The organism is Psychromonas sp. psych-6C06, assembly GCF_002835465.1.
In the GTDB taxonomy this organism is placed as follows: domain Bacteria; phylum Pseudomonadota; class Gammaproteobacteria; order Enterobacterales; family Psychromonadaceae; genus Psychromonas.
The window spans coordinates 33104-49059 of record NZ_PIZM01000009.1 but is presented as its reverse complement, the minus strand read 5'-3'; the positions used below and the strand labels follow the sequence as shown (position 1 = coordinate 49059).

General features: G+C 38.5%; 12 protein-coding genes. 3 read left to right on the top strand and 9 right to left on the bottom strand.

Features of this window, described 5'->3' with window-relative positions:
- Positions 1–170 precede the first annotated feature (170 nt).
- Positions 171–1580: an alanine/glycine:cation symporter family protein gene (locus CW745_RS12835; protein WP_101109093.1), complete on the top strand. Its 1410-nt coding sequence runs from the start codon at positions 171–173 to the stop codon at positions 1578–1580.
- A 66-nt stretch (positions 1581–1646) separates the two neighbouring features.
- Here the strand turns inward: CW745_RS12835 and glpX are convergent, their stop codons facing one another.
- The 3 genes from glpX to CW745_RS12820 all read right to left on the bottom strand — a co-directional run bounded on the left by glpX (position 1647) and on the right by CW745_RS12820 (position 4985).
- Positions 1647–2663: a class II fructose-bisphosphatase gene (glpX, locus tag CW745_RS12830; RefSeq protein ID WP_101109092.1), complete on the bottom strand. Its 1017-nt coding sequence runs from the start codon at positions 2661–2663 to the stop codon at positions 1647–1649.
- Positions 2664–2970: 307 nt separating this feature from the next.
- A complete protein-coding gene (locus tag CW745_RS12825) occupies positions 2971–4185 on the bottom strand; it encodes an aspartate aminotransferase family protein (RefSeq protein ID WP_101109091.1) in 1215 nt (404 codons plus the stop codon).
- A 224-nt stretch (positions 4186–4409) separates the two neighbouring features.
- The gene (locus CW745_RS12820) at positions 4410–4985 is read right to left on the bottom strand and encodes an aminodeoxychorismate/anthranilate synthase component II (RefSeq protein ID WP_101109090.1); all 576 of its coding nucleotides are present in this window, start codon (positions 4983–4985) and stop codon (positions 4410–4412) included.
- A 157-nt stretch (positions 4986–5142) separates the two neighbouring features.
- On the opposite strand from CW745_RS12820, the gene CW745_RS12815 reads away from it, so the two are divergent.
- Complete coding sequence (locus CW745_RS12815; RefSeq protein WP_101109089.1) at positions 5143–6024, top strand: TIGR01777 family oxidoreductase; 882 nt, start codon at positions 5143–5145, stop codon at positions 6022–6024.
- 2606 nt (positions 6025–8630) lie between these two features.
- Here CW745_RS12815 and CW745_RS12805 read toward each other — a convergent pair.
- The 6 genes from CW745_RS12805 to rpmH form a co-directional block, all read right to left on the bottom strand.
- A complete protein-coding gene (locus tag CW745_RS12805; protein ID WP_101109087.1) occupies positions 8631–9533 on the bottom strand; it encodes a porin in 903 nt (300 codons plus the stop codon).
- Between the two features lie 280 nt (positions 9534–9813).
- The gene (gene mnmE, locus CW745_RS12800) at positions 9814–11181 is read right to left on the bottom strand and encodes a tRNA uridine-5-carboxymethylaminomethyl(34) synthesis GTPase MnmE (RefSeq protein ID WP_101109086.1); all 1368 of its coding nucleotides are present in this window, start codon (positions 11179–11181) and stop codon (positions 9814–9816) included.
- A gap of 486 nt (positions 11182–11667) precedes the next feature.
- Positions 11668–13338, bottom strand: a complete 1671-nt coding sequence (gene yidC / locus CW745_RS12795) for a membrane protein insertase YidC (RefSeq protein ID WP_101109085.1) — start codon at positions 13336–13338, stop codon at positions 11668–11670.
- 8 nt (positions 13339–13346) lie between these two features.
- Positions 13347–13628 carry a membrane protein insertion efficiency factor YidD gene (yidD, locus tag CW745_RS12790; RefSeq protein ID WP_101109244.1) on the bottom strand — a complete coding sequence of 94 codons (282 nt, stop codon included), beginning with the start codon at positions 13626–13628 and terminating at the stop codon, positions 13347–13349.
- On the bottom strand, positions 13595–13951 hold the full coding sequence (gene rnpA, locus CW745_RS12785) for a ribonuclease P protein component (protein ID WP_101109084.1): 357 nt from the start codon (positions 13949–13951) through the stop codon (positions 13595–13597). Before rnpA ends, yidD begins: the two co-directional genes overlap by 34 nt.
- A gap of 10 nt (positions 13952–13961) precedes the next feature.
- Complete coding sequence (gene rpmH / locus CW745_RS12780) at positions 13962–14096, bottom strand: 50S ribosomal protein L34 (RefSeq protein ID WP_101109083.1); 135 nt, start codon at positions 14094–14096, stop codon at positions 13962–13964.
- 483 nt (positions 14097–14579) lie between these two features.
- Here rpmH and dnaA point away from each other — a divergent pair, with 483 nt between their 5' ends.
- Complete coding sequence (gene dnaA, locus CW745_RS12775; RefSeq protein ID WP_101109082.1) at positions 14580–15956, top strand: chromosomal replication initiator protein DnaA; 1377 nt, start codon at positions 14580–14582, stop codon at positions 15954–15956.

Genomic DNA, 15956 nt, shown 5'->3' with positions numbered 1-15956 from the left:
ATATACGCCACAAATTGTATGACAATATAAAAAATGCTATTATCGGCGCCTTTCATGAAAATAATAAATTACACGGATTTAATATTTATTTTCCCTTAGTCAAACATACTCATTTATAAATCTTAGTGAACAACTTACTTCTTTTTATAAATGGGCATATAGGAAAATTTATGCTCACTCTATTTAATAGTATTAACGGCGTTCTTTGGGGGCAAATACTTGTCTACCTACTCATTGGAACCGGTATCTACTTTACTGTTCGTTTAGGTTTCATTCAATTCCGCCACTTTTTACACACCTTCACAGTAATGCGCAGTAGTCGCAAATCAGATAAAGAAGGTATCTCTTCTTTTCAAGCACTTAGTACCAGTTTAGCGGCACGTGTCGGTACAGGTAATTTAGCTGGTGTTGCCATTGCAATAACCGTTGGTGGCCCAGGTGCAATCTTCTGGATGTGGCTGATTGCACTGCTCGGTATGGCAACAAGCTTTGCAGAGAGCACACTCGCACAGGCTTATAAAGTACATGATAAAGAAGGAAGTTTCCGCGGAGGACCAGCTTATTACATGGAGCGAGGCTTAAATGCACGCTGGATGGGAAGCTTATTTGCTATCTTACTTATTATCGCCTTCGGTTTAGTATTTAATGCTGTACAAGCAAATTCAATAACCGCCGCTCTGCATGAGTCATTTCAATTCGATAAAGTGATCATCACCATCACATTAGTCATTATTTCAGCATTAGTTATTTTTACTGGTATTCGAGGTATTGCTAAAGTAGCTGAAAAGATTGTCCCCACTATGGCCTTTGCATACCTTTTAGTCGCAGTGATAGTTGTGCTCATGAATATCACTGAAATACCCGCCATTATTAAACTGATTATAGATTCCGCATTTGGTTGGCAAGAAGCCGCTGGTGGCGCCTTTGGGGCAATGGTAATGACCGGTATTCAACGTGGCCTATTCTCTAATGAAGCGGGTATGGGTAGTGCTGCAAATGCAGCCGCAACGGCTTCTCCATACCCTGCACACCCTGCTTCTCAAGGTTATGTACAGATGTTAGGTGTATTTATCGATACCATTGTCATTTGTACTGCTACGGCGTCTATTATCTTACTTTCAGGTGGGTTAGAGTCATTCTCTGGTATGGGTGGTATCGAAATCACACAACGTGCACTTGATGCTCAAGTTGGTGACTGGGGGGGGCAATTTGTGGCGATTGCATTGTTGTTTTTTGCATTCACTTCTTTAATTGCAAACTACTCCTATGCCGAAACAAATCTAGTATTTCTAATGCATAAAAATACTCGTGGTTTAATTTTCCTACGCATTGCCGTGTTAGGCATGATTATATTTGGTGGCTTGCAAAGTAATGATGTTATTTGGGCTTTAGCCGATGTTTCTATGGGGCTAATGGCAATGGTTAACCTGACCGCTATTTTATTACTGTCTAATGAAGTAATTAAATTAGCGAAGGACTATAACGAACAGTTAAATGCAGGAAAAGTACCGACTTTTGACCGTACTAAAATGCCAGCGTTAGATAAAAAGTTAGAGCCCGGTATTTGGGAGAAAAAATAGATACAAAAAAGGCGCTTAAAGCGCCTTTTTTATTGTCGATAATCTTAAATATTGTTAACAAAGAAACTAAATAATGATTTCTTTTAATTTAGGATCTTTACGATCAAGATAATGAATCGAATGAATACGACGTACGGTACGTGATTTACCGCGTACTAATAAGGTTTCTGTTGTTGCCATGCGTCCATCAACTGATACACCTTCAACTAAATCGCCTTTCGTAATACCAGTTGCAGCAAAAATAACATTGTCATTTTTTACCATATCTTCAAGCTTTAATACTTTATTAACTTCGATGCCCTGAGCTTCACAACGACGCACTTCTTCTTCACCGATCTTAATGTTCTCTTCCGTTGACTCTTTTACCATTGGACGAGGGATCAAGCGTGCTTGCATATTGCCATCTAATGCACGTACTACTGCTGCAGAGATAACCCCCTCTGGTGCACCACCGATACAATACAACACATCAACTTGGTTATCAGGCATACAAGCCAGCACTGAGATAGCAACATCACCGTCAGGAATTGCAAATACACGGCACCCTAACCCTTGCATATCTTTAATTACACGATCATGACGAGGTTTCGCTAGTGTCGCCACAGTTAACTCAGTTAATGGTTTACCTAGTGCAAATGCAATCGCTTTTAAGTTTTGTTCAAGCGATAGTTCTAAGTCGATAGCATCTTTAGCATTTGGGCCAACAATTAGTTTTTCCATGTACATATCTGGTGCACGTAAAAAACTGCCTTTTTCTGCAACCGCTAAAACAGCCAGCGCATTAGATTGCCCCATGGCGGTCATACGAGTACCTTCAATCGGGTCAACCGCGATGTCTACAGCATCGCAACCCGCTTTGCCCGTACCCACATGCTCACCAATATAAAGCATCGGTGCTTCATCAATTTCACCTTCACCAATAACGATTTCACCATCGATATCGATTTGATTGAAGATAAGGCGCATCGCCTCAACAGCAGCACCATCGGCAATATTTTTATCACCACGGCCTAACCATTTATAACCCGCTAGTGCAGCGGCTTCTGTTACTCGAGAAAATTCAATTGCTAATTCGCGTCTCATTATTTGAGCTCCCAATTCGAAAATCTGTTTTTCAAAATATACCGTAAATGCTCAAGGTTAACCCAGTTACGCAATGCTCAACATAGTCAATCTATAGAGAGACTATTAACAATGAATAGGGTTTAAACCTGGAATAATTACAAAATTCTTTGTGTCGCTAGTCACTAATAATAGTCCATCACGACAATTGTCAGACATTATACCTAGATCCGTTAAAAATGCAGATGTATCTTCATGCTTGATGACACCCTGCAATATCAACAATCCTTTGTTGGGCCGTCACCATATTCAGCTAAATAACGACCTGCTAAGCAGAAACAACTTTCTTTACTGCTGTACCGAATTTAATCATTGCAAGTTTGATCTCATCTTCACTAATGTTTAAAGCCGGAGCAAAACGAATCACATTTGCACCTGCGACTAATACTAGTAAACCTTGCTCAGCACTTGCTAAGAAGAAGTCTTTAGCGCGCCCTTGATATTGTTCATTTAGAACCGCACCCAATAATAAACCTGCACCACGTATCTCTTCGAACACATTAAATTGCTGATTAATATCAGTTAATAAACTACGCAATAACTGTTCTTTCTGTTTAACACCATTAAGCATTTCTGGCGTATTGATAAGATCAAATGCTTTGCTTGCTACCGCACAAGCAAGTGGATTACCACCAAAGGTAGTCCCATGTGTTCCAACCGTTAAGCAACTTGCCAATTTAGTCGTCGTTAACATCGCAGAGATTGGAAAACCTGCCCCTAATGCTTTTGCCGAAGTGACTACGTCAGGCACAACATCAAGTCCCATATAAGCAAACAAGTGCCCAGTACGGCCCATTCCTGTTTGCACTTCATCTAAAATCATTAACGCATTATGTTTATTACATAAAGCACGTACTGCAATAGCAAACTGATTACATATTGGTAATACGCCACCTTCACCTTGCAATGGCTCTAAAATAACCGCACAGGTTTTATCAGAAATAGCAGCTTCTAAGGCAGTTAAATCATTATATTCAAGATGAGTGATATCGCCTGGCTTAGGACCAAAACCATCAGAGTAGGTTGACTGTCCACCCGCCGTAACAGTAAAAAATGTACGACCATGAAAACCTTGGTAGAAAGCAATAATCTCGGTTTTATCGGCACTGAAATTATCCTGTGCATAACGACGAGCGAGTTTTAGTGCAGCTTCGTTCGCTTCAGCACCCGAATTGGCAAAAAACACTTTTTCTGCAAAAGTATTATCCACTAACTTTTGTGCTAATTGTAATGCAGGCTCATTGGTATAAATATTACTCACATGCCAAAGCTTCTGTGCTTGTACTGTTAACGCATCAACTAATTCTGGGTGTGCGTGACCCAATGCATTAACTGCGATGCCACCAGTTAAATCTAAATACTCGTTATCTTCTTGGTCCCACACTCGAGAGCCTTCACCACGTACCGGGATCATAGATAGTGGCGCATAATTTGGCACCATTAATTGATCAAAAAGCGGACGAGTGATTTGTGTGTTTGACATAAGAAGATCCTTTTTAAATGATTGAAAAGATATAAATTAACAGCTAATGAAATACCCATGATACTTCAAGATTCAAAGTCAGCAAGAAAAATTGTGCCAACATGCTAGGCATAAAATTGAAGGGTCGTTATTCAACATAGATATTTTATAACAAAACAGATTGGTGCAATTTAACTTGCCCTATGGGGCAAGCTTGAGCTAACAAATGTATAAATGGGACCAAGTTAAATTTTAACTTGTTGAATAAAGTTCTGGAGGAGCTGTAACCCTTGCTCAGACATAATACTTTCAGGATGAAATTGTACCCCTTCCAGTGCTAAGCTTTTATGCCTAATTGCCATAATTTCATTACTTTCAACAACCGTTGCACTGATTTCAAAGCAGTCAGGTAATGTCTCAGGTTTTACCACTAGACTATGGTATCGGGTCACATCTAATGGATTATTAAGGCCATAAAAAACTCCTTTACCATCATGCTCGATGAGCGAATTTTTACCATGTTTAACTTGCTTTGCACGCACTACATCCCCACCAAATACTTGAGCGATACTTTGATGCCCTAGGCACACTCCTAATAATGGTATTTCACCAGCAAAACGCTCAATTGCAGCTAATGAAATACCTGCTTCATTTGGCGTACAAGGACCTGGCGAGATAACTAGGTGCTCAGGTTGTAAGTCGGCGATCTCCCGCAGACTAATTTGATCGTTTCTTTTTACGATAACATCTTGTTTTAATTCTCCAAAGTATTGAACTAAGTTATAAGTGAAAGAATCGTAGTTATCGATCATCAATAGCATGAAAGGGTTAGCCTGTATCTGTCAGAATAAACAGGCATTCTAACTTAACGAGGCGCCCAATCAAGGCGCTTTATAAAAGCATATGCTGATCTTTTTACAGATTAAGCACGTATATTTGTAAATAGGTATAGACTTGCCATGAGACGGAGAAAATAACATGAAAATATTAATAATTGGTTCCTCTGGTTTAATTGGCAGTGCATTAGTTCCCTACTTAGAAAAACAAGGTTATGAGGTTGGACGTTTGCTCCGCCACAAACAAGATCATCAGCCTTATTGGATGATTAGCCCACTATGCTTCCATTTAAAACAGTTTTCCCACCCCGATATCATTATCAATTTAGCAGGTGAGAACATTGCTGATGGTCGTTGGAATGAGAAAAGAAAACAACAACTCATACGTAGCCGTATCGAAACAACACAACTTATTACTGAACAATTTAAAAATAATCCTCCATCATTATTCATTAATGCCTCAGCTATTGGTTTTTATGGGGAAAGAGGCTCACAACCTCTAGATGAAACCAGTAAAGTTGGTGAAGACTTTGTTTCTCAACTTGCGGAACAGTGGGAGGCTAGTTGTAGTGCAATCGAATCATCCGATACTCGTTTAGTAAAAATTCGTACAGGTATCGTGTTAAGTAAAGCAGGTGGGGCATTACCTAAAATGTTGCCTGCATTTAAATTTGGCTTAGGTGGAAAAATAGGCTCTGGTGAACAGTATATGAGTTGGATAGACATTAATGATTTTTGTCATGCTATTCAGTTCATTATCCAACATGAAACATTAACCGGTCCGATTAATCTGGTTTCTCCTAACCCTGTTGACAATCAGACTTTCAGCAAAGCATTGAGCAAGCAATTATCACGTCCCTGCCTATTTCCACTGCCCGCTTTTATGGTCAACATACTCTTTGGAGAAATGGGAAAAGAGCTATTACTCGCAAGTACAAGGGTTAAGCCACAAAAGCTTTTACAAGCAGGGTTTCAATTTGAATACGAACGGCTACAGGATAGTTTAAATAAACAGTTAAAATAAAGTATTAAAGAGGTGTTTATAGGGGAAATTATTTTCTTTCAGGCAAAGGAAAGGGCAGCCTAAGCTGCCCTAATTTTAGTCACTCTATCCAATCCGTGATAGTTGATGCTCCCTGCTTACATCCGTTTGACTAATTGCCTTCAAGGCATCCACTTCCCATTCCTTTGGGTTCTTCCTTTTATACATCCGTATAAGATAAACGTCATGTTTATCAATCATCTCCCTTTCCTTAGGAGGTGTCCTTCACTTGTCATCCTGACTAATAATAACCATCCTAGTTATTATATTCCCTTCATCCTGAAAGGTGTTCCTTAACTACATCCTGTAGTTTGTTCCTTTGTTGTCCTTAACGATAAAACATCCTGTTCTATCACTTCTCATCCTGAGAATGTCCAACTTGTCATCCTGACTTGTAAAAATTTGATTCGTTATCGCTTTACATCCTGTAAAACCGTATCTCCTCTCTACGGAATAAATAATACCCGTTTACACAATAAGATATTTGCTCATAAGCAGATAATGTTCGGTCTAAATAACATCAAAAAACAATATTCACAAATAAAACAATAACTTAAATTCATTTGTTTTTTTTCTATAGTGAAATTAATTTTAAATTAGCACGATAACCCTAGCTTGTAATGGTCGATCTCTTACACGTTATTTTGAGGCTAAAAATTAGTTGTGATCTAGCTAACACTAGGGCCTGTTGATCTTTCGAGTTTGTTTTGGCAACAATTTGTTGGCTATTGCTGTAATGACTTCGTCAATACCATGCAATACAAAATAAAAAGCCATTTTGCTTTTATACAAGGCAGAACCTATGAAGTGTGGTTATTCCACATCAGCAGGCGAAAACGCAGTAAAAATGGTCTGAAAATGTTGCCCGACGGGTTGAATACGGCTCTGTTCCTTGCTCTATTTGATTACGTCAAACAGTACGCAAAACGAAAAGACGTTTTGCTATCCGTTAGAAGAAATTCCTCTAAGAATGAACAAGCTACATTCATAAAACAACCAATTGAATTGTTTATGCCAATGGAATTTTAAAAATGATACAGATCGAATGAAGTATATGAACTAAATTTTACGCATGAAAAGTAACTTAACCCCAGGCGAAATTTGACGTGAATGGTGTTCCCTTTGCGAAAATTTCAACCTATAAATCATAATTATAAATGAGTAGGTGGGATAACAATGAAAATTATTATTAAAGCTTACAAGGTACAATAAAATAAGTTTTGTAAAAAGAGTTATTAATAAGAGAAGGTATTTATATGAAAAGAAAATTATTTTACAGGAAATGAAAAGGGCAGCCGAAGCTGCCCTTAATTTAGTCACTCTATCTTAATCCGTGATAGTTGGTGCTCCCTGCTTCGCATCCTTTTGACTATGCCTATCTAGGCGTCCACTTCCCAATCCATTGGGCACTTCCATTTTTACATCCGTATTAGATAAACATCCTGCTTATCAATCATCTCCCTTTCCTTAGGAGGTGTCCTTCACTTGTCATCCTGACTAATAATAACCGTCCTAGTTATTATATTCCCTTCATCCTGAAAGGTGTTCCTTAACTACATCCTGTAGTTTGTTCCTTTTGTTGTCCTTAACGATAAAACATCCTGTTCTATCACTTCTCATCCTGAGAATGTCCAACTTGTCATCCTGACAATGTAATCCGATGTTACCTACATCCTGTAAGCGACGTCGTGTTTACGAAATAGATAATACGCCGTTAACAAGAAAATTAACGATACAAAAACAGTTAAAAGTAATTCACAAAAACATCAAAACAAACAAACACATAAAAATCAACAACTTAAACCAAAACCATTTAAATGTAGGGTAGATAATATTTCTTTTTAAACACGATATCCTTATTGATCAATGGTCGATCTCTTACAGCCACTTTTTAAACAAAAAAGATCTTTATCAAAATAGGTAGCAATTGACAGTACATGCTTATAAAAATTGAAATAAATTTACTATCAGTAGCTAAATATAATAAACAGATAGTCACAATAGAGCGATATATACAGATTTTAGAAGGATATCAATGGTATTGAAGAAGAAGCCTAGGGCCTGTTGATCTCTCAACTTAATTTTAAAACAACCCTGTGGTTATATGCTGCAATTAAATAGGTCAATAGCAAATAATTCCAATTCCGTTAGTATAGTGAGCAAATATTACGCAGGAAAAAGGAGTTAGTTCAAAGCGAAAATTGATGCAAATGGTTGTTCCCTTTACGAAATTTTTAACCCTGAAATAGCTTCTTTTAACCAGTAAGATTGATCAGTTATTTAGTTGATTTTGTATAATACAAGATAAAGTCTTATTTGACTGCTTATACAAGGCAAATACTACATTGTGTTTGTTATCGCACATCAATCTGGTTGGTGTAAAAAAGTGACTTAGTTCAAGGCGAAATTTAACGTAACTGTTTTTCTCTTTATGAGAATTCAACGAAGAGATAAGCTTTTTAATTCTTTTGGTATTAGTTTAAAAGTATTAATTGATAGGATCTTAAAGAGTGGAGCATAATAAAGCGGTGAAATAAAAAATCCCAGCCTAAGCTGGGATTTAATAATGACTTTAATAAATAAAGTGATTAGAAGTTGTAACGAATACCTGCAACTAATGAATCTTCTGCACCATCAAGATTGTTTACTGCGTATGAAATGTAAGTACGGATAGATTTGTTGAAGCGGTACTGTGCTTCTAATGCAAAGAAATCTTCTGTATCTGTATCTTCTACGTCAGCCATACCAAGCATACCGATTAAACGGAACTCTTTAGTGAATTTGTATTGAACAGTTGCTTCTAATGAAGTGAAGTCATTGTTTGCATCAGCAGAACCCATTGCATATGTTGCAGCAACGTATAATTTGTCTAATGTGTAAGCAGCACCTAATGTTGCTTGATCAAACTCATCTTGGCTAGAGAAAGATGCACCTAGGTCTAGACCAAAGTCAAAACCGTAAAGTGCAGAGATACCGTAAGCATCTTCATCAGAATCTGCATCATCAGCTGTAAAGTTAGCTTGTACTGTTAATGCGTCAGCAAAAGTACCAGAGTATAAGAAAGTGTTGCTTTGCTTATCTGAAGAAGAATCAGCAATTTGTTGAATACCTGAATGTACAGATGCAATATCCGTCATATCAGAGATTTGTACGTTTGAAGTATCTTGCTTACCGTAAGAAAAATCACCTACTTGAGTACCAAAACCAGCGAATAGGTAACGGTTTGATAGTGAGCTATCTGGCTTAATTTCATATTCCATGAAACCAAAACCTGTTAGGTTTTCAGAGATTTGTGTTTTACCGTTAAAGTTAATACGTGCACGGCTTTTATCTTTAACTGTTTGATCACCTGTATCAACAAACTCACCACGAACTTCAGCACGACCGCCGATTTTCATAGTTGTTCCATCATTATCGTATACAGTTGCAGCGCCAGCTGTTGCAGAAACTAGGCCAGATAAAATTGCAGTAGCTAATAGAGTTTTTTTCATGATTCTTCCGTGTTTAATTTAAAAGTTATTATTATGTAAATTCGGTTCAATTATGTTTAGCAGCTATACCGATTAGCAAATTGCTATTCATCGCTGTTGACAAAAAGAAGCTTAGAGCTTGTTCATGACAAAAATATGACAACCTTTCAAATTCTGTCAAAAAGTGATCTAAGTTCAATTTCGAAGCCGATATTAATGATAACTGTTATCAATATCAAGGTAATTTAACAAAGAAATGAAAAAAAATAGTATTTTAACTACTTATCATGGAACTTATCCGTTATTTACCAATACAAAAACTAGAAAATATACGCCCTAAAAGATCATCCGAACTAAACTCTCCCGTGATTTCACTTAAATACTGTTGCGTTAAACGTAACTCTTCAGCTAACAGCTCTCCCGCTTTATACTCTTCGAGTTGGACCTTCCCTTCCTGCAGATGACGTTCAGCATTATCAATGGCTTCTAAGTGGCGACGACGTGCCATAAACCCACCGCCTGTCGAGCCTTGATAGCCCATGATATCTTTTAAATGCTCTTTAAGTGGGGTTAAGCCTAAACCTGTTTTAGCTGAAATTCTGTATACGGGATGATGATGATCTTCAGTGACCTCTAATGCCTCACCAGTTAAATCCGCTTTATTACGCACCACCGTTAACCCTACGGATTCAGGTAATTTATCGATAAAATCAGGCCAAATTTCATGCGGATCAGAAGATTCGGTGGTTGTCGCATCCAGCATAAATAAAACGCGATCAGCACTTTTTATCTCAGCCCATGCGCGTTCAATACCTATTTTCTCAACTTCATCAGCACCTTCACGAAGTCCTGCGGTATCAATAATATGTAGTGGCATACCATCAATATGGATATGTTCGCGCATCACATCACGTGTTGTGCCTGCAATATCAGTCACAATCGCACTCTCTTTGCCTACAAGGCTATTTAGTAGGCTTGATTTGCCCGCATTCGGACGACCCGCAATGACCACTTTCATGCCATCACGTAATATAGCCCCTTGTTTTGCTTGTGCTTTTACTGACTCAAGGTTATCGATAATCTGATATAGATCGGTCGCTATTTTGCCATCGCTTAAGAAATCAACCTCCTCTTCAGGGAAGTCGATGGATGCTTCTACATAGATACGTAAATGAATTAAGCTTTCTACCAGATCATGAATTTTATGAGAAAATTCTCCCTGCAATGAATGCAGGGCACTTTTCGCTGCTTGCTCCGAAGTAGCTTCAATTAAATCGGCAATTGCCTCTGCTTGTGCTAAATCAAGCTTATCATTCATAAAAGCACGTTCAGAAAACTCACCAGGGTTTGCACTACGAATGTTTTTAATGGTGAGAATTGCTTTAATCAACATATCCATCACTACTGGTCCGCCATGTCCCTGAAGCTCTAATACATCCTCTCCTGTAAAGGAGTTTGGCGCTTTAAACAGCAGGGCGATACCTTGGTCTAATACATCGCCTTGATGATCATTAAAAGGTAAGTATTCGGCATAGCGAACTTTAGGCACCTTACCCAGTATAATTTTTGCCACTGCCTCAACATCAGGACCCGAAACTCGAATGATGCCTACGCCACCACGGCCAGTTGCTGTTGCCTGTGCAACAATAGTATCTGTTACTTCGATCATAATAGTGTTTCCTGTTGAGTCCGATTAAGCGCTACCTGCTAAAGCACAGGTCAATAATTGATAGTGTAATTATACCAAACGAATTAAAAAGCTGATCAGTCTTACTTGTTAAAATTTACCCTACCTGTGTTGTGAGTTTTGAAGGGAGGGAAAGAAACTAACTTCTGCATCTCACGCCTTGGTAGTTTAAATTTTTCCTGCGCAATACTAGATCATACCAAATCCACTAAATAACTGATCAATCTTACTGGTTAAAAGAAGCTATTTCAGCGTTAAAAATTTCGCAAAGGGACAACCATTTGCATCAATTTTCGCCTTAAACTAACTCCTTTTTTCTGCGTAATATTTGATCACTATATTAGCGGAATTGGTATCACTTTCTAAATTCCATTGGTATTAAACAGGATAAAGTTTGCACCTATCCTGATTCCTAAAAGCAAAAAGGCGACTAATAAGTCGCCTTTTAATTACTGTAGAGTCAGAAGCTTACTTCTTCTCACTCAACCCTTGCTTCTCAAACTGCTTATAAATATAAGTCTGTTGAGCAAGGGTAACAATATTACTTACTAGCCAGTAAAGTACTAGGCCTGCAGGGAACCATAGGAAGAAGAACGTGAAGATAACTGGCATAAACTTCATGATTTTCTGTTGCATTGGATCTTGCACAGTCGTTGGAGACATCTTTTGAATAAAGAACATACTCACACCCATTAAAATAGGCAGTACGTAGTATGGGTCTTGTACCGATAAATCTTGAATCCATAACATAAACGGTGCATGGCGCAGTTCAACCGACTCCATTAATGACCAGTATAGAGCGATGAAAATAGGCATCTGTAAAAGAATAGGGAAACAACCACCTAATGGGTTAACTTTCTCTTTCTTGTACATCTCCATCATCGCTTTAGATACTTTTTGACGGTCTTCACCGTAGCGATCACGTAACGCTTGAATCTTAGGTTGAAGAAGACGCATCTTCGCCATTGAAGTGTATTGCGCTTTAGTTAATGGGTATAAAAGCCCTTTAACGGTAAACGTAATTAAGATGATTGCCACACCCCAGTTACCTACAATACCTTGGAAGAATAACAGTAATTGGAACAGTGGTTGTGCGATAAACCATAACCAGCCGTAGTCTACCGTTAAATCTAAGTGTTTAGCGACCTGTGACATTTCATCCTGCAATTTAGGACCAACCCATAGATTGGTTTCAATGTTTGCAGTGCTATTGGCATTAATTGTTTGTAAAGGTGCTTTAAAACCAATTGTTGCATCCCTACCTTGTGAAACAATACGACTATATAGAACATTACTCTGATCTGGTGAAGGTACCCAAGCAGAAACAAAGTAATGTTGCAGCATCGCTACCCAACCGCCCTCTGTTGTCTTAGTCAGTGGCCCATCTTTCATATCATCAAAAGAGTACTTTTGATAACGCGTATCACTCGTCGAGAAAGCACCACCACGATAAACAGGCATCATCATGTTAGTACCTGTATCTTTGATCGTCTCTTTTAATTGCCCATATAATTGAACATTTAATGCTTCTGCGCTGTTATTTTGAATCTGGTAATTAACATTAACCACATATTCGCCACGTTTAAGCGTAAAGGTTTTGATAAATATATTACCGTTTGCATCAACATACTTGAGAGACGTAGATACTGCATCTTGCCCCTCAGTAATCACAGCACTTTCTATACTTGCGTTATAAACAGGGCGACCATTTTTGTTAGCATCAGGTCCTTGTTGGCCAATTAACCCACTCTGTGCGATATAAGTAAAGCCATTACCACTGTCTAAAATACGGAAGGGTTCGCCAGAATCCAACTCTGTATTATGTTCAAGTAGATCAGCAGAGATAACATCACCACCCTGCAATGAGATAGCAAGGCGAAGTGTATCATTTTCTAAAGTAACCGATTTGCTAGTTACTGACTGTGTCGATACTTCATTCACTGCAGCTGTTTCAGTCGATGCAGGTACATCAGCACTAAAATTACTGCTTGAAGGTACTGAGTCACTGGTGTTTGCTGTTTGTTCAGTCGTTTGCGCGGCAGCAACTGGCTGAGGATTTTGATCTGTCACCCATGCTTGATAAAGCAAAAAGCTTACAAACAGTAGGGCAAGTAACAATAAATTGCGTTGGGATTCCATAACGTTTACTAATCTCTTTTATTAATTGAATCTGTTTTTTGACAACTTTTATGACAACAAGTAGGCACAGGATCGTAACCACCTTCACTTAAAGGTTGGCATCTTATAAGACGTTTGCCTGCTAGCCAACATCCTTTTACTAATCCGTGTAATTTTATCGCCTCGATCGCATAATGTGAACAGCTTGGTGTAAAACGGCATCGTGGGCCAATCATCGGACTGATAATTAACTGATAACCACGAATGAATTTAATGACTATCCACTGCAACGCTGCACTAATTTTCGCCATAATTTATCCAAAACTTTATTAATTTCTTGATTTGATAAATCCGCAATACCCGCTTTTGCAATGACAACAATATCAATTGCAGGAAGTTGGTGTTGTTGATGGCGGAACTGTTCTCTTACTACACGACGGATACGATTACGCCCAACAGCAAGTTTAATATGCTTTTTAGGTATAGCCATGCCAATTCGAGGATGATCTAAGGTGTTTTTTCGAGCGAGAAGAGTTAGATGCGGTGAGACTGCTGGAATAGCATTCTTAAAAACAGGTTGAAAATCTTCAGGAGTTAACAGACGTAACTCCCGAGAATACGAATAATTTTCCACGTCTGGGAAATTATGCGCTTAAGCTTGCGCGGCCTTTAGCACGACGACGAGCTAGTACGTTACGACCATTTTTAGTCGCCATACGAGTTCTGAAACCGTGTGAACGCTTACGCTTAAGATTACTTGGTTGAAAAGTACGTTTCATGCTCTTTTCCACTTATGTTAAGTACTGTACAGTAGCTAATATTTTCACTTTACAACGTTAAATTAACTTAAAAAGTTAGCTTAAAGAATAAAATTAAAAGGTTAGCCGATTAAAAAGAGAGCGAATTCTATGTATTGATTGACTAAAAGTCAATCACAGATACCTCTTTCACGCACATTAAATAATTCCCTTAAAAAGCATTCGCTTAAATAAGGTAGATATTAATTGCTTGCCATACTCGAAAGTTTGGGTGGGTGGATTATATAGAAGCACCATTAATAAGCAAGGATCTATCGGTGATCTTTGTATATTTGTTTAAATTTACGACATAGTAGGAAGCGCCACTGTTTAGCATTTATATAGCCCCTCTAATCACAATGACTTTAATGATCTATTTTTGCAAAAAGATCGCAGGATCTTGTGGATTGATCTCGATCTTGTCTGTAGAATTATCCGCCCTGAATTTCACAACTGGAGTTAGTCATGTCCCTCGCTATTTGGCAAGAGTGCTTAGCACAATTAAAAGATGAATTGTCAAAGAGTGACTTCAGTACATGGTTGCGCCCATTACAAGCCGGATACGCTAATTCCGTGCTATCGCTATACTCTCCAAACAAATTTACTAGCGATTGGGTACGTAATAACTTTATGGAAATTATCGAAAATAAAGTAAAGTTACTCGCACAAGTTGAAGATCCAAACCACAGTATTCAGATCCGCTTATTAGTTGGTAAACCAGAATCGACTGAAACGGCACCAACAGCGACACCAATTGCACCTCAATTAAATACCAATCACCCTTGGCAAGGCGTCAGCAAAGCGGATCCGGTTGCACATAAAAGTAATCTCATTAAACGTTTTACCTTTGATAACTTTGTTGAAGGTAAATCGAATAACTTTGCGATTGCTACGACACAGCAAATTGCTGAAAATCCGGGTGGCGTTTATAACCCACTGTTTTTATATGCGCATCCAGGTTTAGGTAAAACACATCTATTACACGCAGTAGGTAATGCGATTGTTGCCGAAAACCCTGACAGTAAAGTTGTTTATATTCGTTCAGAACGCTTTGTACAGGATATGATCAACGCAATTCGTAATAACACTATCGAGCAATTTAAAGAGTATTACGCTTCGTTAGATGCGCTACTTATTGATGATATTCACTTCTTTGCCGGTAAAGAACGCTCACAGGAAGTATTATTTCAAACCTTTAACTCTATGTTAGATGGCCATCAACAGGTTATTTTAACCAGTGATCGCTTCCCTAAAGAGATTGAAGGTATCGATGAACGTTTGCGTACTCGTTTTGGTTGGGGACTGTCGATTCCAATCGATCCACCGGAGCTAGAAACGCGTGTTGCAATCCTAATCAGCAAAGCAGAAGAGCGTGGTTTAACATTGCCTGATGATGTGGCCTTCTTTATTGCTAAACGTCTCACTATTACCGATGTACGTGTACTAGAAGGGGCGATTGCTAATATTTCAGCGAAAGCACAATTTACAGGACAAGATATCACTATCTCGTTAGTGCAAGATGCACTGCGTGATATGCTTGCTGTACATACCAAACAGACCACGATTGATAACATTCAAAAAGTAGTGGCAGAACATTACCGTATTAAAATTTCCGACATGGCTTCAAAACGCCGTACACGAACCGTTGCTCGCCCACGTCAAATTGCCATGGCCTTAGCAAAAGAGTTAACACAGCATAGTTTGCCAGAAATTGGTGAAGCTTTTGGTGGTCGCGACCACACAACAGTTTTACACGCTTGTCGTAAAGTGGCAGAGTTACGTAATGAAAATAACGATATTCAAGAAGATTACAAAATCCTGATCCGCACACTTTCGATGTAA

Coding starts and splice junctions, on each gene's coding strand:
- CW745_RS12835 (WP_101109093.1), top strand. CDS start 171: ATGCTCACTCTATTTAATAGTATTAACGGCGTTCTTTGGGGGCAAATA.
- glpX (WP_101109092.1), bottom strand. CDS start 2,663: ATGAGACGCGAATTAGCAATTGAATTTTCTCGAGTAACAGAAGCCGCT.
- CW745_RS12825 (WP_101109091.1), bottom strand. CDS start 4,185: ATGTCAAACACACAAATCACTCGTCCGCTTTTTGATCAATTAATGGTG.
- CW745_RS12820 (WP_101109090.1), bottom strand. CDS start 4,985: ATGCTATTGATGATCGATAACTACGATTCTTTCACTTATAACTTAGTT.
- CW745_RS12815 (WP_101109089.1), top strand. CDS start 5,143: ATGAAAATATTAATAATTGGTTCCTCTGGTTTAATTGGCAGTGCATTA.
- CW745_RS12805 (WP_101109087.1), bottom strand. CDS start 9,533: ATGAAAAAAACTCTATTAGCTACTGCAATTTTATCTGGCCTAGTTTCT.
- mnmE (WP_101109086.1), bottom strand. CDS start 11,181: ATGATCGAAGTAACAGATACTATTGTTGCACAGGCAACAGCAACTGGC.
- yidC (WP_101109085.1), bottom strand. CDS start 13,338: ATGGAATCCCAACGCAATTTATTGTTACTTGCCCTACTGTTTGTAAGC.
- yidD (WP_101109244.1), bottom strand. CDS start 13,628: ATGGCGAAAATTAGTGCAGCGTTGCAGTGGATAGTCATTAAATTCATT.
- rpmH (WP_101109083.1), bottom strand. CDS start 14,096: ATGAAACGTACTTTTCAACCAAGTAATCTTAAGCGTAAGCGTTCACAC.
- dnaA (WP_101109082.1), top strand. CDS start 14,580: ATGTCCCTCGCTATTTGGCAAGAGTGCTTAGCACAATTAAAAGATGAA.